Here is a 22,930-nt window from a genome sequence, read left to right as displayed (position 1 = left end):
GGAGCCGGAAATGGACATCGTCGCGCTCGATCGCTTCATCGTGCTGGCCAAGCGCCAGACCTATGTCGGCGACGGCGTGAAGGCCGCGGCAAGCCGCACTGGTGCGCACGACCTCACCTTTGCCGCTGGCGACTGGTCCTATCGTGACAGCTATTTCGGCGGCACCGACTTCCTCGGACAGGAAGCCGTGTGGTTACGCGATGAGCCGGTGTGGGCGATGAACTATTATGGCTACATCCTGCGGGCGGAGCTGATCGACGCCGGCCGCGCCGGTGCGACGATCAAGGCAGCGCTCTCCGCCATGTATGCCGAAGGCCGCTTCCTCGGTGGTTTCGAGTGGAGCGGTCCGCACGGTATCTATCGCGACACTTCGACGGGCGACGCGGCGCATTTTCACGGACGAGAAGCGATCGAGGTCGACGGGGTCGAGGCGTACGCGCTCGACTATTTCGGCGGACTGGTGAAGCCCTAGCGGCCGCCAACGGCAACACCATATCATCGGCAGACAGGAGAGCGCCGATGTACCATGCAATCGTTCGACGGGTTGTCGCCGGGCTGTTCGACGCCGTCAATCGTGGCGATGCCCAGCCCGTTCTCGATGGCTTCGCGCCGCGCTTCGAGCACATCTTCCTCGGCGCGAGCGCACTCGGCGGACGCCGCACGACGCTCGGCCAGACCAGCAGCTGGTACGCGCGGCTCTATCGGCTGTTGCCCGACATCCACTTCGATATCGATCGCATCACCGTCAGCGGTACGCCATGGAACACCCTCGCGGTGGTCGAGTGGCGGGAGCGCAACTCCGGCACCGACGGCGTGGTGACCACCAATCAGGGAATCCATGCCGTCCACATCCGCTGGGGCAAGATGACTCGCCTGATCATCTGCCCGGATACGACGCTGTCGGTCGCCACGCTCGACCGGCTCGCCCGTGCGGGCGTCGAAGAGGCCCATGCGCCGATGATCGAAGGCTAGGCTCTCGCGCTTGGGCTATGCCGGCCAGTGGTGGGCTCCAGCTTTCGCTGGGATGACATCGTGGGTGGCGTGGTCGCAGTGGGTCAGCTCGAACAGCGCCTGCCGACCAGCCACGTCTGTGAAGCGCTCCAGCTTCAAGCGGTTCAGATCTGCACTGCGAAGTCCGATAGCCGCCACTGGCCGCTGCTGAGCGTCAGGGTGATGACCAGGCTCGCCTCGCCGCTCGCGAACACGGCCGGACACTTCCAGCGGCTCCAGCCGCTCCAGTTCTCGATCTGCAGGCCCTCCATCACGCAGGCCCGGCTGGACTGCATGGCGCCCAGGATCTGCAGGTAGCGGGTGCTGTCATATTGCCCCTTGGCATGGGCGGTGACGAACTCGGTGGTCGCCAGCGGGTCGAATGTCGTCTTGCCCCAGTCTGCCGATACCGCAGCCACGACCTTGTCAGCCGCCGCGCGGGACTGGCCGACTTGCTGGTCCATGGAGGTGAAGAGGCTGACCGCCGCCCAGATGAGACCGACGATCACGACAGCGGCGACGACGATGATGATCGTCCTGAGGCCGCTCGAGGTCTTGGTTTTCATTGGTCCAGCCCACGGCATCGCCTACGCCCCCTGCAGCGAAACTCACCATCTGCTTAGCCGCCTTCTGCTCCAACGGCTAGGCGAGGAAGCGGTCGCGCTCGTCGGGCGCCGGCAGGTGGCAGGTATCGCGCCGGCCGAAGAGCTTCATGCGGTGGCGGGCGATCCAGAAATAGAGGCCATCGCGAACGGAGCGGGGCAGGGCGCCGGCTGCCGCGCCCGTCGACCACGGCAGGCCAAGCCGACGTCCGATCTCGATCACCGCATCGGATGCGAACCGCGGCAGGCCGTCGGCCAAGACGATGAAGGTCTCGTAGTCATGCGGATCGAGGCCGTAATGCCGATAGATCGAGGTCCCGAGTTCGCTCTGGGCCGCGATGAAGCGAAACACCCGGCTGCAGTCATGGCGAAGCACGAACTGCACGGCGCTTGAACAGAGCCCGCAATAACCATCGTAGATCATCACCGGATGATCGTCCGCGAACGCGACGACGCCTTTGTCGTGCCGATAGCTGTAGGCCGCGTGCCCGGTGCTCACGGCTTCTGTACGAAGCTTTCGAGCACTTTCTTGCGGCCGGCCTTCTCGAACTCGATGGTCAGCTTGTTGCCTTCGATCTGCTCGATCCGGCCATAGCCGAACTTCAGATGGAAGACGCGCTCGCCGACATCGTATTTCGAGCCGCGGCCGTCATCGACCGAGCGGGCGACGAGGTCGCCATCGATGGTCACCGGGCCGGCCGATTTGCGGGACGAGGCCTGAGCCCGGGCGCGCTGCCAGCCGGGGGTCTCGTAAAGCGAATCGAACGGGTCGCGGGTGTCGAAGCGCCCGCCCGCCGTCCGGCCGCCGTAGCCGTAGCCGCCATAGGCCGAGCCGGTGTCCTTCACCTCGACCGCCGCCGCCGGCAGTTCGTCGAGGAAGCGCGACGGGATCGCCGATTGCCAGAGGCCATGCGTCAGCCGGTTCTGCGCCACGGAGACGCGCAGGCGCTTACGGGCCCGGGTCAGGCCGACATAGGCGAGCCGGCGCTCCTCCTCGAGCCCGGCGCGGCCGCTCTCGTCGAGGGTGCGCTGGCTGGGGAACAGGCCTTCCTCCCAGCCGGGGAGGAACACGGTTTCGAACTCCAGACCCTTGGCGGAGTGGAGCGTCATGATCGACACGGCGTCGTCGGCTTCGCCGGTATCGCGGTCCATCACCAGCGAGACGTGCTCGAGGAAGCCGCCGAGCGAGTCGAACTCCTCCATCGAGTTGACCAGTTCCTTCAGGTTTTCCAGCCGGCCCTCGGCCTCGGCGGATTTGTCGTTCTGCCACATCTCGGTGTAGCCCGACTCGTCGAGCACCTGGCGGGCGAGATCGGCATGCGAGGTGTGGCGGCGGACGATGCCGGGCGCCAGCTCTTCGGTCTCGACGGCGTCTTCCGGGGGCACGGCTTGCGCCCGCTGCGCCCAATCGTCGAACTGATCCATCAGCTGGCGCAGTGTGGTGCGCTGCTTGGGCTTCAGCTCCTCAGTCTCTACGAGCGTGCGCACCGCGGTGGTCAGCGAAGTGCGCTGGCGGCGCGCCGCGTCGTAGAGAATCTGCAGGGTGGAATCGCCCAGCCCGCGCTTCGGCGTATTGACGATGCGCTCGAAGGCGAGGTCGTCGTTGGGATTAGACACCAGCCGCAGATAGGCCAGCGCGTCGCGGATTTCCTTGCGCTCATAAAAGCGCGGGCCGCCAATGACGCGGTAGTTGAGGCCGAGCGTGATGAAGCGCTCTTCGAAGGCGCGCATCTGGTGCGAAGCCCGCACCAGGATGGCCATCGAGTTCAACGCGTCGCCCTGGCGCTGGAACTGCTCGATTTCTTCCCCGACCTGCCGGGCCTCCTCGTCGGAGTCCCATACCGAGGTGACCATCACCAGCTCGCCCGGCTCGCCGACATCGGTCTGCAGGGTCTTGCCCAGCCGGCTCTCATTGTTGGCGATGAGGTGCGAGGCGGCCTTCAGGATGTTGGAGGTCGAGCGGTAGTTGCGCTCGAGCCGGATTACCTTGGCGCCCGGAAAATCCTTCTCGAAGCGCAGGATGTTGTCGACCTCGGCGCCGCGCCAGCCATAGATCGACTGGTCGTCGTCACCGACGACGCAAAGGTTGGCCTCCGACGCCGGCTTGCCCTGCGCCAAGAGGCGCAGCCATAGGTACTGGGCGACGTTCGAATCCTGGTACTCGTCGACGAGGATGTATTTGAAGCGCCGGTGATACTCGGCCAGCACGTCGGGGTTTTCGCGGAACAGCTTGATGCAGAGCAGCAGCAGGTCACCGAAATCGGTGGCGTTCAGCGTCTTCAGTCGATCCTGGTACTGCTGGTAGAGTTCGGGGATCCGGCCATTGGCGAAGGCCGAGCGGTCGGCCATCGATACGTCGCCGGGCAACTGGCCGCGGTTCTTCCAGTTGTCCATCATCCCGGCGAACTGGCGGGCCGGCCAGCGCTTTTCGTCGATGTTGGCGGCTTCCAGCAGCTGCTTGATCAGCCGGATCTGGTCGTCGGTATCGAGAATGGTGAAATCCGAGCGCAACCCGACCAGTTCAGCGTGCCGGCGCAGCAGCCGCGCACCGATCGAGTGGAAAGTGCCGAGCCACGGCATGCCTTCGACACCCGCGCCGACCAAGGCGCCGATGCGCTCCTTCATCTCGCGGGCGGCCTTGTTGGTGAAGGTGACCGACAGGATCTCGGACGGCCAGGCCTTCTTGGAATTGAGGATGTGGGCGATGCGGGTGGTCAGCACCCGGGTCTTGCCGGTGCCGGCGCCGGCGAGCACCAGCAGCGGGCCCTCGGTGGTCAGCACGGCGTCGCGCTGCTCCTCGTTGAGGCCCTTCAGGTAGTCGGGCGCCGCCGCTCCCCGGCCAAACTGGCTGGTGATCGAGCCCGCCTGCGGGCGGTCGAGGCGCTGCGGTTCTGCTGCCATCAGGGAAACGACGAATCCTGTTTCGTTCTCATCGCTAGATATAGGCAGTACAGGGCCCGATGTATATGCGGCGGGGCCTGTCACAGATCTGTCACCCCATTGTCATGTCGCCGTTGCGCGGCGTGCCTAAGCCGAAGCCCTCGATTTTCAGGGGCGCCAGCAATGCAGTTCAAATCCATTCTCCTCGGCCTCACCGCCGGCCTTCTCGCCACCTCGGCCTATGCCGCGCCGGTATTCAACCGGATCGCCAGCTTCCCGGTCGAACTGAACAACCCCGAAGCCAAGGCGACCTCGTCCGAAATCATCACTGCCTCGGAAGACGGCCTGACGCTGGTCTATTCCGACAGCCCGGCCGGCGGCATCGGCTTCATCGACATCACCGACGCCAAGGCCCCGAAGGCCGCCGGCTTCCTGTCGCTCGAGGGCGAGCCGACCTCGGTCACCATCATCGGCAACAAGGTCTATGCCGCGGTCAACACGTCGGAGAGCAAGGTCAACCCGTCGGGCAAGCTGGTGGTCGTCGACCTCGCCAGCAAGGCGATCGAGGCGAGCGTCGATCTCGGCGGCCAGCCGGACTCGATCACCCACAACGCCGCCGGCACGCTGATCGCCATCGCGATCGAGAACGAGCGCGATGAAGAGATCAACGACGGCGCCATCCCGCAGCTGCCGTCTGGCTACCTCGTGCTCCTCTCGCTCACCGGTGGGGCGCTCGATCCGGAAAGCCTCGCCAAGGTCGAGCTGGCCGGCCTTGCCGGCATCGCGCCGGAAGATGCCGAGGCCGAGTTCGTCTCGATCAACGGTCTCGATGAAGTCGCGGTGACGCTGCAGGAAAACAACGAGATCGTCATCATCGACGGCAAGACCGGGGCGGTGAAGTCGCACTTCTCGGCCGGCGCCGTCAGCCTCGAAGGCATCGATACCAAGAAGGACGGCGCGCTCAAGTTCACCGGCAAGCTGGAAGACGTGGCCCGTGAGCCCGACGCGGTGAAGTGGCTCGACGACAACCGCCTGGTCGTTGCCAACGAAGGCGATTGGAACGGCGGCTCGCGCAGCTTCACCATCTTCAACAAGGATGGCAGCGTCGCCTATGAGAGCGGCCCGTCGATGGAACTCGAAGCGGTCCGCATCGGCCACTATCCCGACGCACGCAACAAGAAGGGCGTCGAGCCCGAGGGCCTCGAGGCCGCGACGTTCGGCGAGGACAAGCTGTTCTTCGTCGCCCAGGAACGTTCCTCGCTCGTGGCCGTCTACAAGGATACGGGCGCCGAGCCCGAGTATCTGCAGTCGCTGCCGTCCGGCATTTCCCCTGAGGGCCTCGTTGCCATCCCCTCGCGTAACCTCCTGGCTACGGCCAACGAGGTCGACCTGCGTGAAGATGGGCTCGCCGGTTCGCACGTCATGCTCTACGAGCGCACCGAAGGCGAAGTCGCCTATCCGCAGCTGATCTCCGACCTGGACGCGGACGGCCAGCCGATCGGCTGGGCCGCCATCTCGGGCGCCGTGGGCGATGCCGAAAAGCCGGGGATCCTCTACGCCGTCAGCGACAGCGTGCTTTCGGCGCAGCCGGCGATCTACGAAATCGACGCCACTGCCAAGCCGGCCAGGATCGTCAAGAAGACCGTCATCACCCGTGGTGGCGACGCGGCACAGAAGCTGGATCTCGAGGGCATCACGCTCGATGGCGAAGGCGGCTTCTGGGTGGCCTCGGAAGGCCGCAGCGACCGCCTGACGCCGCATGCGCTCTATCGCGTCGATGCCGATGGCAAGATCACCGAGGAGGTGGCGTTCCCCGAGGCGCTGCTGCCCAATGAGATCCGCTATGGCGCCGAGGGCGTCACCAAGGTTGGAGACACCCTGTGGGTGGCGATCCAGCGCGAGTGGAAGGATGATCCGGCGGGGCAGGTGAAGCTCCTCGGCTACAACACCAAGGAGAAGACCTGGTCGGCGGTCCGCTATCCGCTCGAAGCCGCGGCTGAAGGCGCCTGGAACGGCCTCTCCGAAATCACCGCACACGGCGACTACGTCTACATCGTCGAGCGCGACAACCAGATCGCGCTCAAGGCGGCGCTGAAGAAGCTCTACCGCGTGCCGGTCTCGGCTCTCGTCGGCGCTGAAATCGGTGGCGAGCTGCCAGTGGTCACCAAGGAGGAAGTCCGCGACTTCATTCCCGACCTCGCGTCCAACAACGGCTATGTCGTCGACAAGGTCGAGAGCTTCGCCATCGGCGCCGACGGCGCCGGCTATGTCATCACCGACAATGACGGGGTCGCCGACTCCTCGGGCGAGACCTTCTTCTGGTCGGTTGGCACCATCCAGTAACCAGACAGCCTCCTGCTTGCGGGGCTCAGGGGCCGGTCCGAAAGGGCCGGCCCCGCTTGGTTTTGGGGGGGAACGTACTCCACACAGCTAACGCCAGTGCGCGGGGCACCTCCACCCTTGATCCCTCCCCACAAGGGGAGGGAGACGCAAGAGCTGAGACGGTGCAGCTATCGCCTCCCTCCCCCTTGTGGGGAGGGAATGAGGGTGGGGGTGGCCGTAGCTACGATGCTCGCCTTGCCACCATCCTGAACGCCCGCTGAATCGTTCGTGACGTTTTTGCAACAGCAAGGTTGAATCCCGATTTCGCCGCTTAGCGGTCAACGTTTTGCTGAGGATCGCCGCCACAATGTGACCCTAAAAGAAGCAGAGGACAAATCTCGGACGGGCAGCGACGAATGCGGAAGCCATTTGCTTTCGTACCGAACCATTCGTGTGCTCCCCGCCCTTGTGCCTTGTCAGGCCGAACCGCATAAACGGCGCCTTCTGAGGGGCGCCGGAGAACACCGGCCGGACAAGCGGGACCAGGAAATGGCATCGAACTACGTCGATAAATCGCGTCTTCCCAGCAGGCATGTGACAGAGGGTCCGGAGCGCGCTCCGCACCGCTCCTATCTTTACGCCATGGGCTTGACCACCGAGCAGATTCACCAGCCGCTGGTCGGCGTGGCGACGGCCTGGAACGAGGCGGCGCCGTGCAATATTTCGCTTGGTCGCCAGGCGCAGGCCGTGAAGAAGGGCGTCGCCGCCAACCACGGCACGCCGCGTGAATTCACCACCATCACCGTCACCGACGGCATCGCCATGGGCCATGCCGGCATGAAGTCGTCGCTGGCCTCGCGCGATGTGATCGCCGACTCGGTCGAATTGACGATGCGCGGCCATTCCTATGACGCGCTGGTCGCCATGGCCGGCTGCGACAAGTCGTTGCCCGGCATGATGATGGCGATGATCCGGCTCAACGTGCCGTCGATCTTCATCTATGGCGGCTCGATCCTGCCGGGCCGCTTCCGCGGCCGCGACGTCGTGGTGCAGGACCTGTTCGAGGCGGTCGGCCTCCACTCGGTCGGCAAGATGGACGACGAAACCCTCGACGAGCTCGAGCGCGTCGCCTGTCCGTCGGCCGGCTCCTGCGGCGGCCAGTACACGGCCAACACCATGGCCATGGTGGCCGAAGCAATCGGGCTTGCATTGCCGTATAGTTGCGGCGCTCCGGCCCCGTACGAAATTCGTGATGCGCTCTGCGCCGTGGCTGGCGAGCAGGTGATGGAACTGCTCAAGGTGCAGCTCCGTCCGCGCGACATCGTCACCCGCAAGGCGTTCGAGAACGCCGCCATGACCGTCGCCGCCACTGGCGGTTCGACCAATGCCGCGCTGCATCTGCCGGCAATGGCGCACGAGGCAGGCATCGACTTCGACCTGTTCGATGTCGGCGAGATCTTCAAGAAGACCCCGTACATCGGCGACCTGAAGCCGGGCGGCAAATACGTCGCCAAGGACCTGTTTGAAGCCGGCGGTATCCCGCTGGTGATGAAGGCGCTGCTCGAAGGCGGGTACCTGCATGGCGACTGCATGACAGTCACCGGCAAGACCATTGCCGAGAACCTCGAGAAGGTGAAGTTCAACACCGAGCAGGACGTGATCCGTTCGACCTCGAACCCAATCTCGCCCACCGGCGGTGTGGTGTCGCTGCGCGGCAACCTCGCTCCTGATGGCGCCATTGTGAAGGTCGCCGGCCTCAAGAACCTGCGTTTCGTCGGCCCGGCGCGCGTCTTCGACACCGAAGAGAAGTGCTTCGAGGCGGTCGAGAAGCGGACCTACAAGGAAGGCGACGTGCTCGTCATCCGCTACGAAGGTCCGAAGGGCGGCCCCGGCATGCGTGAAATGCTGTCGACCACGGCAGCGCTCTACGGCCAGGGCATGGGCGACAAGGTTGCGCTCATCACCGATGGTCGCTTCTCCGGCGCCACCCGCGGCTTCTGCATCGGCCATGTCGGCCCGGAAGCAGCGATCGGCGGCCCCATCGCCCACATTCAGGATGGTGACATCATCACCCTCGACGCCACGACCGGCGAGATCTCGGTCAACGTGTCGGAGGAAGAGTTTGCCCGGCGCAAGACGAGCTGGGCCCCGCGCGAGACCGAGTATGGCTCGGGCGCGATCTGGAAGTATGCCCAGCTGGTGGGACCGGCGCGTTACGGCGCGCTGACCAACCCCGGCGCCAAGGGCGAAAAGGAGCAGTATGCGGACATTTAGGGCAGGAGCCCTTGTTTCCGTTGCGTTTTGGGCTGCGCTCGCGATTGCGGGCGTAGCCACCCCGGCTGCCGCCCAGGTGAGTGGCGTGCTGCCCTCGCTGCCGGCTGCCCCAGAGACGGCCGCCGATGCGGCGCTGGCCATGGCCAACCAGCTCGACGGGGCAGGGGGCGGCATCTCCAGCGCCGACCTGATCGCCGCGCTCGAGGATGCGGCGCTGGCCGGCCAGCCGATGGCGCTGTTCCAGCTCGGGCTGATGTATGAAAGCGGCGAAGGCGTCGACAAGGATCCGGTCAAGGCATTCGGCTATTTCAGCCAGATCGCCGACGAGCATGCCGATACCGCCCCTAAGGGCGTCGAAGCCGATATCGTGGCGCAGTCGTTCCTCAAGATCGGTGAGTATTACCGCCAGGGCCTGCCGGAAGCCGGCATCCCGAAGAACGAAGCCTATTCCAACAAGCTGATCATGCACGCTGCGTCCTACTTCGGCGACGCCGATGCGCAGTACAAGGTCGGCGAGCTCTATCTTGACGACGCCGAGCTCGGCGACAACCCGCTGCAGAGCGCCCGCTGGCTCAACCTCGCGGCCCGCAAGGGCCATGCCGGGGCGCAGGCCAAGCTCGGGAGCATGCTGTTCAACGGCCAGGGCATCGATGCCGATCCGGTCGAGGGCCTGATGTGGCTCACCGTCGCCTCGCGCCGCGCCGCGGGCACGGTCGATGACGGCTGGATCCATGACCTGCTCACCAACGCGATGTCCGTCGCGACGCCCGAGCAGCGGAAGCATGCCGTCGAGCTCGCCGACTCGCTCGGCACCCGCTTCGGCGGGCTGTAAGCCATCACGGCGTGAGGGGAGTGGGCCTCACGGCCTAGCTGACAGCCCCGTTCAGCAGCAGTTCAGCCGCAAACTGGCAACCATCGGGACAGTTAGCCCGTTGGTGTCCATCATGCGTTTGCCGATCATTCTCGCCCTCATCGTCGTCATCACGCTGCCCAAGGATGTCCGCGGGTTCGTGGATGATGTTTCGGCCCAGGCCCGCGTCGCGACGGCCTCGATCAGCCACTTCCTCGATCGCAACAGGGATGATGGCACCGTCAAGGTTGCCGAGGCGAGCATCAGCAACGTGCTGAAGACCAAGCACGACACGGCCAAGAACTCGGTCGGCAATATCCGCTAGTTTGATGCAACCGCGTGGAGGTTGGGCTGGATCTGACCCTGCCCACCGGCTGTCATCCCAGCGAAAGCTGGGACCCCATGGCGAGGGCTTTGCCCTCGTCCGGCATCCACTTGCACTGCGGCGAGTTGGGTCCCTGCTTTCGCTGGGATGACATCGAGTGGGCGGAGCAAACTGTACCCAATCGCGAGAGGGCTAGTTTGCATCCTCACCAGCGAACTTCACCAGCATCAGCGCCGATGCCTTTGCCAGCGCCAGGTCACGCCGATCGCTGAGATCGACCTCGAACCGCTCGCAGAGTCGCTGATACACCGGAAAGAGCGGGTCGGCCCGATAGCGCGCCTCCATCCTGCTGACGGTGGCTTCGATCTCCGCCAGACCCGGTACGCTCGCCATGGCTCAGAACGCGAAGTAGCCTACCACCGGCACATGGTCGCTCGGCTTGTCCTTGCCGCGCTCGGCGGCATGCACCACTGCGTCCTCCAGCCGATCCGCAGCCTGCGGTGAGAGCAGCAGGTGGTCGATGCGGATGCCGTCCTTGCGCTCCCAGCCGAACGTACGGAAATCCCAGAAGGTCAGGGATGGCTCGTCGGTGATGGCGCGCACCGCATCGGTGAGCCCGAGATTGAGCAAAGCCCGCCACCTCTCGGCGCTCTCGGGGCGGAACGCGGCATCGCCTACCCACTTTTCGGGCACGGTCGCGTCGACATTGGCTGGGATGATGTTGAAGTCACCAAGCAGGATGAACGGCTCTTCGAGGGCCAGGCGGGATTCGACGAAGGTGTGCAGCCGATCCATCCAGCTGAGCTTATAGGTAAACTTGTCGGTGCCGACGGGGTTGCCGTTGGGCAGGTAGATGCAGCACACCCGCACCACTCCGCCTTCGACCGAAAACAGCCCCTCGATAAGGCGCGACTGCTCGTCGCCGTCATCGCCGGGCAGGCCGCGCGTCACTTCGTCGAAGCGATGCTTGGAGAGGATGGCGACGCCGTTCCAGCTCTTTTGTCCAAACGTCTCGACATTGTAGCCCATCGCCTCGATCTCCATGCGAGGGAAGGCCTCGTCGACCGATTTGATCTCCTGGAGGCAGACGATATCGGGCGATTCGTCTTCAAGCCATTTGAGAAGAGCGCCTTGCCGAGCCTTGACGCCATTGATGTTCCAGGTCGCTATGCGCATGAGTAGGCTCCCGTTCGAGACGGGAGGTTAGAGCAATTCGCCGTTTCGTTGAAACGCGGAATTGCTCCGGTCCCTCCCTTGGTCGCGCTTCCGGATCGGAAAAGTCTGCAACTTTTCCTGGAAGCGCTCCGCTAGCTCAGAGCGCCGCGTAAACCGCGTCGCGGATGTCCTCGCGGAACGGCCCGTTGCAGCCCTCGGGCGCGACGTTGGTGCAGACCACGATCGACAGCTTGTTGGTGCGGTCGATGATCCAGTTGTGCCCCCAGGCGCCGCCCCAGTCGAGCGTGCCGACCGGGCAGGGGCTGCGCGCCGCCTGTGGGTCGTCGATAATGGCGCCGAGCACCGTGAAGCGCTTGCCGGCATCGCCCTCGCGACGCGGCAGGTTGCCGATCTGGTTGGTGAAGGCCTCTTCGACGCTCGCCGGCCTAAGGAAACTACCGCCGTTATAGACCTCGAGCATCTTCATCGCGTCGTCGGCAGTGCCGCAGGAGCCGCCACCGCCCGATTGCGGGGCATCGGCGCGGAAGATGCGGCCGGTATCCCAAGGCGAGTTGTCCGGGCTGATGAGCACCGGCGGCACGATCGATGGCGCCGGCAGATCGCCATTGTGGTAGTTGGCCGTTACGCGCTTGGGGTCGGTTGGCGTGAAGCCCCAGTCGGCCATGCCCAGCGGATCGGCAGCGTATTTCTTCACCGCCGCTTCGAGGCTCGAGCCATTGATGACCGCGAGCGCGCCACCCACCACGTCGATGCTGGTGCCATAGGCCCAGCCGGTCCCCGGGGCGAACACCAGCGGCGCCCTGGCGAGCCGCCGCAGGTTTTCCTCAAGCGTAATGTAGGGGCCGGACATGCCGGGGGCGACGTCACTCGGCGTCGTCTCGTAGGACAGACCCGCGGTATGCGACAGCAACTGGCGGATGGTGATCGGCCGGACCACCCCATCGGGGCTCGCCGGAGTGAAATAGGGCAGGTACTTGCTGACCGGATCGTCGAGCTCAAGCAGGCCGGCTTCCATCATCTTGAGCGCGGCGGTGGCGACGATCGGCTTGGTTACCGAGGCGAGGCGGAAGATGGCGTTGCGCTCGAGCTTGCGGTTGGCCTCGCGATCGGCCAGCCCGGCGGTGCGGGCGTAAATCTCCTTGCCATCCTGGTTGACCAGGACGACGCAACCGACAATGCGGCTCACCAGCGCGGCGTCGATCGCCGCGTCGATATTCTTCTCAAGGCTCATGGAATCCTCCCAGACTTAGCAAGGACGCTAACGGTTCCCTGACAAGAAAGGCAAGCCGCCGAAAGGCTCAACCGACCAGCGGATCAGACGGGAGTGTCGCCGTAAACGGCATGCAGAATATCGTCGCGGAACCGGCCGTCCGATCCCTCGAGCCCGGTATTGCTCATGGAAACGACGCTGAGGCCGGCAGCGGGATCGATGAACCAGTTGTGCCCATAGATGCCGCCCCACCGCACCGTGCCGCGGGGAGCCGGCACGCCGGCGGCCGCGGGATCGTCGAGCCAGGCGCCAAACAGGCAGAATTGCCAGCCGGGCGAGACGGCCTGGCTCAACTGCGGCGTCTGGTTGGAAAGAGCAAGCTTTGCTGTCTCGGGCTCCAGGATCGACCCGCCAGTGCGCAATGCCTCCAGCAGACGCATGAAGTCGGGACCGCTGCCGGCCGCGCCGCCACCGCCCGATTGAAACGCAGCGGCATCGAAGATGCGCTCGGGGTCGTAGGTCGTGGTGCTGCCCCAGGGGTTCGGGATGGTGTGCACCGCGCCCATCAGCTCCGGGCCATTGGCGCCGTCGGCATAGGGGGCCGCCAGACGCGATGGGTCACGCACGGTGAAACCCGTGTCGGTCATGCCCAGCGGGCCGGTCACATAGTGCCGGATTGCGTCCTCCAGCCGGCCGCCGACCAGCCGCCCGGCGATATGCCCGAGAACGTCGATGGACGGCCCGTAAGTCCAGCCGGCGCCGGGCGCAAACAGCAGGGGCAGCGCGCCGACGCGCGCGATGCTGGCGTCGTCGCCAAGCCGCCAGCGATTTACGCCTGCCGTTGCTTCGGCTGGGGTGAGTATCGACGCAGTGGAAAGGCCGGAGGTGTGGGTGAGCAGTTGCCGGATGGTGATGGTCGGCTGGGCGCCGTCGGCCAGGCGCGGACGAAACTCCGGCAGGTAGTCGGTGACCGCCGCATCGAGACCGAGCTTTCCGTCCTCGATCAGGGCGAGGATGGTTGCCGCGACGATCGGCTTGGTGAGGGAGGAGAGACGAAAGATCGCGTCGAGGGTCATCGGACGGCGGTTTTCCCGGTCGGCGAGGCCGTGCGGGGCCTCGTAGACGAGTTCACCGTGCCGGCGGACGATGATGACCGAGCCGACGATGCGCCCTTCATCGATCGCACGCATCGCCGCAGCGTCGAGCCGCTCAGCCAAGTTCATGCTCTGCCTCCCCAATTCGGGGCGGACGCTAGCCTTGCGATGCTAGCGAGGCAAGGCTGGCAACAGCTCGAACGACGGGCTCAGGCGACGGCGAAGCTGGTGCCGCAGCCGCAGCCGGCGACCGCGTTGGGGTTCTTGATCTGGAAGCTCTGGCCGATCAGGTCATCGACATAGTCGATCTCGGCGCCGCCCATGAACTCGAGGCTGAGGGAATCGATCAGCACGGTGGCATTGTCCTTGGTCAGCACCAGGTCGTCGTTAGCAGGCGTTTCCTTGCCCAGCTTGTACTCGTACTGGAAGCCGGAACAGCCGCCGCCCGCCACCACGATGCGCAGCACCGTGCCTTCGCCCTGTTTGGCGAGGATGCGGCCAATCTTCTTGGCGGCGCGGTCTGTCAAAATGACATTGTTCGGTGCTAGAGCAGCTTCAGACATAAGGTACCTTTCGGCCGCCCGGCATGGGGCAGCGCTGGAAACCAAATCTAATATCGTTAGACGACGATGAAAAGGGTCTTGGCTGCATAATGGGTGAACGCGCCGCCTATGCTTCCGATCCCTCCGAGAGCCGCGGCCGGCTGTTTGCGCCGGGTTCGAGCCCAACACGCTCGGAATTTCAGAGGGATCGCGACCGGATCGTCCACTCCGCGGCGTTCCGCCGGCTGCAGCACAAGACCCAGGTGTTCCTGCACCACGAGGGCCAGCACTACCGCACCCGGCTGACCCACACGCTGGAAGTCAGCCAGATGGCGCGCTCGATCGCCCGCGCCCTGGCGCTGGATGAGGATCTGGCCGAAGCGGTGGCGCTGGCGCATGACCTTGGCCACACCCCGTTCGGCCATGCCGGCGAGCGCGTGCTGCATGACAAGATGGCCGAGTGGGGCGGGTTCGACCACAATATGCAGGCGATCCGAGTCGTCACCCGGCTGGAGAACCGCTATGCCGAGCATGACGGGCTGAACCTCAGCTGGGAGGCGCTCGAGGGTATCCTCAAGCATAATGGTCCGCTCACCGATCGGCAGGGCCGGCCGCTGCGCGCCGACAAGCCGCTGCCGCCTGGCCTGAACGATATCCCGGCCAGCGCCGACCTGATGACCTGGAGCTATGCCAGCCTCGAGGCACAGTCCGCCGCCATCGCCGACGACATCGCCTACAACTCGCACGACATCGACGATGCGCTGCGGGCCGGGCTGATCCGGCTGGCGGACCTCACGGATGTGCCGCTGGTCGGCCCGCTGGTGCGCGAGGTGCTGGAGCGCTGGCCCGACATCGAGCGCAGCCGGCAGGCGCATGAGGTGCAGCGGCGGCTGATCACGGTGCAGATCGAGGATGTGATCGCCGAAAGCAGCCGAGCGATCGCCGAAATTGCCCCGCAATCGGCCGACGACGTCCGCAATGCCGGACGCACGCTGATCCGCTTCTCACGACCGGTGCACGATGCCGAGCAGGGGCTGAAGCGCTTCCTGTTCGAGCGGGTCTATCGCAGCGAAGAGGTGATGGGCCCGGTGCGCCACAGCCAGACGGTGGTGGGCATGCTGTTCGACCACTATCTGGTCACCGGCGCCATGCCGGGGCGGTGGGGCGATGCAGTCCGCCACGCCGCCGATCGCGCCGCCCGGGCCCGTGTGGTCGCCGACTTCATTGCCGGGATGACCGACCCCTATGCGCTCGAGCAGCACGCCCGGCTGTTTGACGGTGCGGGCCAGTTGCGGTAGGGGCAGCGCAGCCCGCCCTAAGCGCCGGGTCATTCCCGCGAAAGCGGGAACCTCCGTTTCGGCTGTTGCCGAGCCGCCGCAAACAGAGAGTCCCGCTTTCGCGGGAATGACCTGGTGGGTAAGCCGACCCCGCCAATCATGGCACCCAAGAGACCAACATGAACGTCTTCGCGTTGTTTGCCGCCCGTGTCGCCGACGCCCTTACGGGGCTCTATCCCTCGATCACCGAGGAAGCTCTGTCGCGCATCGTGGTCGAGCCGCCGCGAGATGCGGCGCATGGAGACCTCTCCACCAACGCCGCGATGGTGGTGGCCAAGCCCCTGGGCAAGAACCCGCGCGAGGTGGCGACGGCGCTGGCCGAGCACTTCAAGGCCGACAAAGACGTGACCTCGGTGGAGGTCGCGGGACCCGGCTTCATCAATTTCCGGCTTGCCACCCCGGTGTGGCACGAGGTGCTGAAGTCGATCGGCGCGCAGCGGGGCGACTTCGGCAAGTCGAACGTCGGCGGCGGCGAGCGGGTGAATGTCGAATACGTCTCGGCCAACCCGACCGGGCCGATGCATGTGGGCCATACCCGCGGCGCCGTGTTCGGCGATGCGCTGGCCTCGCTGATGGCCTATTCGGGCTATGAGGTGACGCGCGAGTATTACATCAACGACGCCGGCAGCCAGATCGATACGCTGGCCAAATCCACCATGCTGCGCTACCGCGAAGCGCTGGGCGAAAGCATCGAGATCCCGTCCGGCTTCTATCCTGGCGATTACCTGATCCCGGTCGGCGAGGCGCTGAAGGCCGAATTCGGCGACAGCCTGCTCAAGCAGCCGGAGCCCGAAGCGCTGGCACTGGTCAAAGATCGGGTGCTGGCGGCGATGATGGACCTGATCCGGGCCGACCTCGCCCAGCTCAACATCCACCACGACGTGTTCTTTTCGGAACGCCAACTGCACGGGCAGGGCGGCGATATCGACACCACGCTCGACTGGCTGCGCTCGGAAGACATGATCTACCAGGGCCGGCTCGAGCCGCCCAAGGGCAAGACGCCCGAGGACTGGGAGGATCGCGAGCAGACGCTGTTCCGCGCCACCAATTATGGCGACGATGTCGATCGGCCGCTGGTCAAGTCGAACGGCGCCTACACCTATTTCGCCGCCGACATTGCCTACCACCGCAACAAGTACCTGCGCGGCTTCAAGCACATGGTCAACGTGCTGGGCGCCGACCACTCGGGCTATGTGTCGCGGCTGAAGGCGGCGGTGAAGGCGGTGTCGCATGGCGAGGCCGATATCGACGTGCGCATCTGCCAGCTGGTGCGGCTGATGAAGAACGGCGAGCCGTTCAAGATGTCGAAGCGCTCGGGCGACCTGGTGCTGCTGTCGGACGTGGTGGAGGAGGTGGGCTCGGACGCAACGCGCTTCATGCTGCTCTATCGGCGCAACGACGCGGCGATGGATTTCGATTTCGCGGTGGTCAAGGAACAGACGCGCGATAACCCGGTGTTCTACGTGCAGTACGCGCACGCCCGGACGTACTCGGTGTTCCGCAAGGTTGCCGAGGAAATGCCTGACCTCGATATTTCGGTCGAAGCGCTGGCCAAGGCAGATATTTCGCTCTTGGCTTCAGAGGCTGATCTCGAACTGATCAAAGCTCTGGCGCAGTGGCCGCGTATCGTTGCTTCGGCCGCAAGTGCCCATGAGCCGCACCGCGTGGCGTTCTACCTCTATGAACTTGCGGCGGCGTTTCACGGCTTCTGGGCGAGGGGTAACCAGGATGTTGCCTTACGCTTTGTTAACGCCGATGATTCAATGCTGACTTCGGCCCGACTCGCCCTTGTCGGTGCCGTGCGTCAGGTGCTCGTTAACGGCTTGACCCTGCTTGGTGTTAGTGCGCCGGAGGAGCTTTCATAATTCCGGCGCATTGGTTGCTAGAGTTGCCGGCTTGCTCGGCGGGGGTCAAGGCGAGCACCGGGACCACGAGTTTAGGGGGCGCTGCTTTCAATGACAGCGAGACCGCAGCAGATGCCTGATGGCCAGGATAAATCCGACGACCTGATCGCCGAGCTCGCCAAACTTATGGCGAACAACGCTCAGGGCGCCGAGCCGGAGGCCAAATCTGCGCCCAAGCTCGTCACGCTTGCCGATGCGCCCAAGCCCGAAGGGCAGGGGCCCGCAATGGTCCGCATCCCCGGTATGGATGCGCCGGTTGCCGCAACGCCGGCGCCCGCGCCGGCCGTCAGCACACCAGTGCCGCCGCCGGCCGATCGGCCCGCGCCGGTCGCCCCGGGTGTGCTGCGCATTCCCGGCATGGATCAACCCGTAGCCGCCACGCCGGCGCCTGCCGTGACGTCGCCGGTCCCTTCGGTGGAGCCCAAGCCTGCCGCGTCGTTCGATTTCGGTACGCTTCCCGCGGCTTCGACCAGCTTCAAGCCCGAGCCGATGGCCAACTGGCAGGATCGCGAGATCCCCAAGCCGGTGCCGATGCGGCCGGCGGCTACCGTTGAGACCTCCGCGCCGGTAGCGCGCCCGGTCGTGGCCGAGGTGCTGCCGCCGGCGCGCCCGGCGCCGTTCGAGCCCGCCAAGCCCACTCCATCGCAGCCTGATCCGATGGCTGAGCTCGAAGCCGAGCTGGCGCCCGCCGTGAGTGCAGACGCAACGGTCGAGCCGGAAGTAGAGGCGCCCGCGCCGCGGGTCGAGCCGAGCTTTGCCGCGCCGCGTCCGGCTGCGCCGGCGTCCGCGCCCACATCTCCACCTGCGGCATCGCCGATGGTTGCTGCCGCCAAGGCGTCGGCTACCGATGACAGCTTCGATTTCGATTTCGGCTTTGCTTCCGAGCCGCCGGCGCCGATTGCGGCTGCCGAGTCGCGCCCACCGGTCCGCCCGGCGGTCCCGTCGCCGGCAGCTGCCGCTCCGGTGATTCCCGCCGCGTCGACCGGCGACCCGATCGCCGACCTGATCGCGGCGGAACTGGATTCCGTCGAAGCCGAGGTCGTCGAGGAGGCGAAGGTCGAGCAGCGGCCCGCGCCGGTGCAGCCGGCCGCCCGCAGTTTCCCGCTGCCCGCATCGCGCCCTGCCTCGGGCCCGTCGCAGTTCCGTCCGCAGTCGACGCCGCTTTCCGCTGCGCCGGCCAACCCCGCACCGGTCTCGCGTCCCGAGGACCGCTTTGGTGTCGCCCCGGTGTTCGGGCCGACCAGCAAGGTGCAGGCGCCGCGCCCGCAGCCGCAGCCGGCCGCCGAGCGCGACCCGATGGACGAGATCGAGAGCCTGATCGGCGAAGCCGTTCGGGTGGAGCTTACCAGCGACAAGCCTGCCGCCCCGCCGCCACAAGCGGCCGTGCCGCAGTCCGCTCCGATCGTGCCGCCGCTCACCACCGGGTTTGCCCCGCGTCGCGCCGCGATCAAGGATGCTGAACCGCAGGTGCCGTCGGCCGAGGCCGCCATTCTTGCGGCCGCCGCTGCCAGCGGCGCCGAGGTTGGCCGTATCGATGGTGGTATGTCCGCCGAACAGCGGCAGAGCCCGTATAAGCGTCCGAAGGCCAAACCCGAGCGCCGCTCGGGTGGGATGCGCCAATATGTCGGCATGGCCGTCGCCGGCACGCTGCTGCTGGCAGCCGGTTTCGGCCTCTACTGGGTGCTCGGCATGGGCCGTGGCACCGACGCCGATGCGCCGGTGCTGCAGGCTGATGCGACCCCGGTAAAGCAGACACCGCCGCCGACCACCAGCACGACCAACCAGCAGGGTTCGGTGGTGTTCAATGAGCTCGACGGCAAATCCGCCGCGGCCGCTGCCAACGAGCAGTTGGTATCGCGCGACGATACCGCCGAAACCAGCGTTGCCGACGTGGCGCGCACGGTGGGCGAGGGCGATGATGCGGCCAGCGAGAGCGAACTCGCCAACCGCAAGGTTCGCACCGTGACGGTTCGCCCGGATGGCACGATCGTTTCGGGCGACGAGGCGGTGGCCGGCAATGAAGAGCTGCCGGTCGATCGGCCGGCCGTTCCGGATCTGCCGGGCGCCGACGTGCAGCCCTCCGAACTGCTGGCAGCCGTTCCCGACGCTGCGACCGATCCGATTGCCGCGGCGATCGACACCGGCACCGATCCGGCGGTCGATCCGACCCAGGTCTCGGCGCTGGCGCCGACCGGCCCGGCGCCGACCATCGATCCCAACATCGTGGCGCCGGTCCCGGTGGCCCGCCCGACGGATCGCTCGGTCCTTGGCGGTGGCTCGAACCAGCAGGTTGCTGCTACCCAGCCGTCGCAGCCGGTTGACCTGGTCGAGGCCCCCGCGGCCCAGGCGCCGCAGGCCAGTGGCAGCGGTCCTTATGTGCAGCTCAGCTCGCAGCCGACCGAAGGCGACGCGGCGTCGTCGCTGCGTTCGACGCAGAACCGGCTCTCCGGCCTGCTGAATGGGCGCAGCCTTGCCGTGCGGCAGGTCAACCTCGGCGCCAAGGGCACCTGGTACCGCGTGGTGCTGCCGGTCGATTCCTTCCAGGAAGCGACGCAGACCTGCGCCAGCCTCAAGGCCAACGGCGTTGATTGCGTGCCGATCGGCGGTTGATCGGCACCCGCTGTTCCTTGACCTCGGTCTCGGTTAGGGACCAAGCTCGCGCGAGCTGGAGCGTGTTACCGTTTCGTTGAACGACAGCATGCTCCAGCCTTGATTTGTCGCGCTATCGAAGCGGAAAAGTCTGCAATCCCGCCTTGGCGAGGGCAGGCATTTTCCTGATAGCGCTTTGGCGGGCAGGCGACTGTATGAGCGACACTTCCACTGACTGGTTCGCGGCGCCCGATGCGCCGCGCGACGACGAAGTGATGTATGTCGACGTTGCCGGCTATGAAGGCCCGCTCGACCTGCTGCTCGACCTGGCGCGCCGCCAGAAGGTCGACCTCTCCCGCATCTCCGTGCTGGCGCTGGCCGAGCAGTATCTCGGCTTCATCGAGACGGTGCGCGAGAAGCGCATCGAGATCGCCGCCGATTACCTGGTGATGGCGGCGTGGCTGGCCTATCTCAAGAGCCGGCTGATGGTGCCACAGGCACCCAGCGACGATGAGCCCTCCGGCGAGATGATGGCGGCCCTGCTGCAGTTCCGGCTGAAGCGGCTCGAAGCCATGCGCAAGGCCGCGATGCAGCTGATCAACCGGCCGCGGCTCGGGCGGCAGGTGCATGCGCGGGGCCAGCCCGAACCGGTGCTGGTGGAGCGACGCAACCTCTGGGAAGCCTCGCTCTACGATCTGCTCAAGGCCTATGCCACCGGCCGCGAACGCAATGTGCCGCAGGACTATCATCTGTTCGAGCGCAGCGTCTGGTCGCTGCAGGAGGCGCGCGAGATATTGACGCGGCTGATCGGCGACAGCATGGACTGGGTGCCGCTCGACGCGTATCTCGACCAGTATCTGAGCAACCCGGAGCAGCGGAAGACCGCGACGGCGTCGAGCTTCGCCTCGAGCCTTGAACTCGCCCGGCAGGGGCAAATAGAACTGCGCCAGACCTTGACCTTCGGCCCGCTGTTCATGCGACGGCGCCAGGATCCAAAGACACCCGGCGACGGAAAGAAGACCGAATGACGGATGAAGTTCCGGACGACCAGTTCGACGAGCATGGCGAGATCGCCGAGCGGAACCTCAGGGTGCTCGAAGCGATCCTGTTTGCCTCGGCCGAGCCGCTGTCACCGGCCGACATCGCGCCGTATCTGGGGGAGGGCGCCGACGTTCCCGAGCTGCTCGAACGGCTGGCGCTGCGCTATGCCGGTCATGGCGTGCAGCTGGTGCATCGCGGCGGCAAGTGGGCCTTCCGTACGGCCGACGACCTGTCGTTCCTGTTGCGCCGCGAGGAGACCGAGAGCCGGCAGCTGTCGCGCGCCGCACTCGAAACCCTCGCCATCATCGCTTACCACCAGCCGGCCACCCGAGCCGAGGTGGAGGAGGTGCGCGGCGTTGCCAGCGGCGGCGGTACGTTCGACGTGCTGATGCAAACTGGCTGGGTGCGCATGCGCGGCCGCCGGCGCACGCCGGGGCGACCGGTGACCTATGGCACGACCGAAGCCTTCCTCGACCATTTCGGTCTTGAGAGCCTTGCCGACCTGCCGGGGCTCGAAGAGCTGAAGGGCTCGGGGCTGCTGTCGAGCCGGTTGCCGCCGGCCTTCCAGGTGCCGTTGCCCTTTGATGGGCCGCTGCGCGATGACGAGGATCCGCTGGAGCCGGACGACCAGGGCGAGAGCGACCCGATCCAATGACCGATATCGAAGCAGTCGAGGACTGGGGCCCGCGCGGCACCGCCGGCGTCGCCTTTGCGGCGGCGCTGCGGTTCGACGCCGTCGACGTGACGCTGGGTGGGCGGCCGGTGCTCAGGAACTTCTCGCTGGCGCTGGTGCCGGGCGAGATCGTGTGCCTCCTCGGGGAGAGCGGCTCGGGCAAATCGACCATCCTCAGGGTGGCCGCCGGCATCCAGCGCATCGACGGCGGCACGGTGAAGATCAACGACCAGGTCGTGTCCGGTCCTGGCGTTCATGCCAAGCCGGACCGGCGCGGCATCGGCCTGATGTTCCAGGATTTCGCCCTGTTTCCGCACCTGACGCTGTTGCAGAACGTAACCTTCGGGCTACGCAAGCTGGGGCGGACCGCCGCGCTGGCGCAGGCGCGGCAGGCGCTGAAGCGCGTGGGTCTCGACGACCGCGAAGCGGACTATCCGCATCGGCTCTCCGGCGGCCAGCAGCAGCGATTGGCGCTGGCTCGCTCGATCGCGCCGCGCCCGGGCATCCTGATGCTCGACGAACCGTTCTCGAGCCTCGATGCGCGGTTGCGCGAGACGGTGCGCAACGAAACGCTGGCGGTGCTGCGGGAAACCCACGCCACGACCATCATCGTGACGCACGATCCGGAGGAGGCAATGCTGCTGGGCGACCGCATTGCGCTGCTCCGCCACGGCAAATTGGCGCAGATCGATACGGCGTCGGAGATCTACAACCGGCCGGTCGACCTCAACGCCGCCCGCTTCTTTTCGCCGCTGAGCGAGATCGAGGCACGGGTGCAAGCGGGCAGGGTGGAGACCCCGCTCGGGCCCGTTCCGGCGCCGAAGTATGCCGACGGCACCGCGGTGACGGTGGCGATCCGGCCGATCGGATCGCTCGACGTGGCAACCGAAGGGCCCGGCGTTCCCGGCCGTGTGCTGGCCAAGCGCGATGCCATCGGCATCGATCTGTGCGAAGTGAGCGTGACTGGCCTCGACCGCCCGATCCAGATCCGTCGCCGCGCCGATCGTAACCTTGTTGTCGGATCGGACGTATTCCTGACCCTCAACCCGGAACACGTCCTTGTGTTCGCCAAGGATTGAACCTATTTCTCTGCGCTAGTGTAAGCGTAGAGCATTCTTTCG

General features: G+C 66.0%; 20 protein-coding genes. 12 read left to right on the top strand and 8 right to left on the bottom strand.

The genetic code is table 11. The features are described from left to right. Window positions 1-10: 10 nt before the first annotated feature. Complete coding sequence (locus tag ASC68_RS13580) at window positions 11-472, top strand: DUF5680 domain-containing protein (RefSeq protein WP_055880084.1); 462 nt, start codon at window positions 11-13, stop codon at window positions 470-472. Window positions 473-519: 47 nt separating this feature from the next. Beyond that, window positions 520-972, top strand: a complete 453-nt coding sequence (locus tag ASC68_RS13575) for a nuclear transport factor 2 family protein (protein WP_055880080.1) — start codon at window positions 520-522, stop codon at window positions 970-972. A 143-nt stretch (window positions 973-1,115) separates the two neighbouring features. Here ASC68_RS13575 and ASC68_RS13570 read toward each other — a convergent pair whose 3' ends face one another. The 3 genes from ASC68_RS13570 to ASC68_RS13560 form a co-directional block, all read right to left on the bottom strand. Continuing rightward, entirely contained in the window at window positions 1,116-1,556 is a 441-nt protein-coding gene (locus ASC68_RS13570) for a hypothetical protein (RefSeq protein ID WP_055880077.1), read from the bottom strand. Between the two features lie 76 nt (window positions 1,557-1,632). Beyond that, window positions 1,633-2,091: a DCC1-like thiol-disulfide oxidoreductase family protein gene (locus ASC68_RS13565; protein WP_055880073.1), complete on the bottom strand. Its 459-nt coding sequence runs from the start codon at window positions 2,089-2,091 to the stop codon at window positions 1,633-1,635. Beyond that, complete coding sequence (locus ASC68_RS13560) at window positions 2,088-4,493, bottom strand: UvrD-helicase domain-containing protein (RefSeq protein ID WP_055880071.1); 2,406 nt, start codon at window positions 4,491-4,493, stop codon at window positions 2,088-2,090. Before ASC68_RS13560 ends, ASC68_RS13565 begins: the two co-directional genes overlap by 4 nt. A gap of 162 nt (window positions 4,494-4,655) precedes the next feature. Here ASC68_RS13560 and ASC68_RS13555 point away from each other — a divergent pair, with 162 nt between their 5' ends. The 4 genes from ASC68_RS13555 (at window position 4,656) to ASC68_RS13540 (ending at window position 10,243) form a co-directional block, all read left to right on the top strand. Further along, window positions 4,656-6,815, top strand: a complete 2,160-nt coding sequence (locus ASC68_RS13555; protein ID WP_055880068.1) for an esterase-like activity of phytase family protein — start codon at window positions 4,656-4,658, stop codon at window positions 6,813-6,815. A gap of 528 nt (window positions 6,816-7,343) precedes the next feature. Next, window positions 7,344-9,068, top strand: a complete 1,725-nt coding sequence (gene ilvD / locus ASC68_RS13550) for a dihydroxy-acid dehydratase (RefSeq protein ID WP_055880066.1) — start codon at window positions 7,344-7,346, stop codon at window positions 9,066-9,068. An 85-nt stretch (window positions 9,069-9,153) separates the two neighbouring features. Next, window positions 9,154-9,900: a tetratricopeptide repeat protein gene (locus tag ASC68_RS13545; RefSeq protein WP_055880063.1), complete on the top strand. Its 747-nt coding sequence runs from the start codon at window positions 9,154-9,156 to the stop codon at window positions 9,898-9,900. A 112-nt stretch (window positions 9,901-10,012) separates the two neighbouring features. Further along, window positions 10,013-10,243 carry a hypothetical protein gene (locus ASC68_RS13540; RefSeq protein WP_156384684.1) on the top strand — a complete coding sequence of 77 codons (231 nt, stop codon included), beginning with the start codon at window positions 10,013-10,015 and terminating at the stop codon, window positions 10,241-10,243. A gap of 192 nt (window positions 10,244-10,435) precedes the next feature. Here the strand turns inward: ASC68_RS13540 and ASC68_RS13535 are convergent, their stop codons facing one another. The 5 genes from ASC68_RS13535 to ASC68_RS13515 form a co-directional block, all read right to left on the bottom strand. Further along, complete coding sequence (locus ASC68_RS13535) at window positions 10,436-10,636, bottom strand: hypothetical protein (RefSeq protein ID WP_055880054.1); 201 nt, start codon at window positions 10,634-10,636, stop codon at window positions 10,436-10,438. A 3-nt stretch (window positions 10,637-10,639) separates the two neighbouring features. Beyond that, window positions 10,640-11,419, bottom strand: a complete 780-nt coding sequence (gene xth / locus ASC68_RS13530) for an exodeoxyribonuclease III (protein WP_055880053.1) — start codon at window positions 11,417-11,419, stop codon at window positions 10,640-10,642. 136 nt (window positions 11,420-11,555) lie between these two features. Beyond that, complete coding sequence (locus tag ASC68_RS13525) at window positions 11,556-12,650, bottom strand: serine hydrolase domain-containing protein (protein ID WP_055880051.1); 1,095 nt, start codon at window positions 12,648-12,650, stop codon at window positions 11,556-11,558. Between the two features lie 83 nt (window positions 12,651-12,733). Then, the gene (locus ASC68_RS13520) at window positions 12,734-13,852 is read right to left on the bottom strand and encodes a serine hydrolase domain-containing protein (protein WP_055880049.1); all 1,119 of its coding nucleotides are present in this window, start codon (window positions 13,850-13,852) and stop codon (window positions 12,734-12,736) included. 80 nt (window positions 13,853-13,932) lie between these two features. Then, the gene (locus tag ASC68_RS13515) at window positions 13,933-14,286 is read right to left on the bottom strand and encodes an iron-sulfur cluster assembly accessory protein (RefSeq protein ID WP_055880047.1); all 354 of its coding nucleotides are present in this window, start codon (window positions 14,284-14,286) and stop codon (window positions 13,933-13,935) included. A 23-nt stretch (window positions 14,287-14,309) separates the two neighbouring features. Here ASC68_RS13515 and ASC68_RS13510 point away from each other — a divergent pair, with 23 nt between their 5' ends. The 6 genes from ASC68_RS13510 to ASC68_RS13485 all read left to right on the top strand — a co-directional run bounded on the left by ASC68_RS13510 (window position 14,310) and on the right by ASC68_RS13485 (window position 22,888). Continuing rightward, window positions 14,310-15,563, top strand: a complete 1,254-nt coding sequence (locus ASC68_RS13510; RefSeq protein WP_082528152.1) for a deoxyguanosinetriphosphate triphosphohydrolase — start codon at window positions 14,310-14,312, stop codon at window positions 15,561-15,563. A gap of 158 nt (window positions 15,564-15,721) precedes the next feature. Then, window positions 15,722-17,467, top strand: a complete 1,746-nt coding sequence (gene argS, locus ASC68_RS13505; protein ID WP_055880041.1) for an arginine--tRNA ligase — start codon at window positions 15,722-15,724, stop codon at window positions 17,465-17,467. Window positions 17,468-17,557: 90 nt separating this feature from the next. Further along, complete coding sequence (locus ASC68_RS13500) at window positions 17,558-20,116, top strand: SPOR domain-containing protein (RefSeq protein WP_156387331.1); 2,559 nt, start codon at window positions 17,558-17,560, stop codon at window positions 20,114-20,116. Between the two features lie 194 nt (window positions 20,117-20,310). Beyond that, the gene (locus ASC68_RS13495; protein ID WP_055880036.1) at window positions 20,311-21,123 is read left to right on the top strand and encodes a ScpA family protein; all 813 of its coding nucleotides are present in this window, start codon (window positions 20,311-20,313) and stop codon (window positions 21,121-21,123) included. Continuing rightward, on the top strand, window positions 21,120-21,791 hold the full coding sequence (scpB, locus tag ASC68_RS13490; RefSeq protein ID WP_055880033.1) for an SMC-Scp complex subunit ScpB: 672 nt from the start codon (window positions 21,120-21,122) through the stop codon (window positions 21,789-21,791). Before ASC68_RS13495 ends, scpB begins: the two co-directional genes overlap by 4 nt. After that, a complete protein-coding gene (locus tag ASC68_RS13485; protein ID WP_055880032.1) occupies window positions 21,788-22,888 on the top strand; it encodes an ABC transporter ATP-binding protein in 1,101 nt (366 codons plus the stop codon). Before scpB ends, ASC68_RS13485 begins: the two co-directional genes overlap by 4 nt. The last annotated feature ends 42 nt before the right edge of the window (window positions 22,889-22,930 follow it).

The sequence above is a fragment of the Devosia sp. Root105 genome, assembly GCF_001424865.1.
Classification (GTDB): Bacteria; Pseudomonadota; Alphaproteobacteria; order Rhizobiales; family Devosiaceae; genus Devosia_A.
This window is presented reverse-complemented; position numbering and strand designations above follow the sequence as displayed.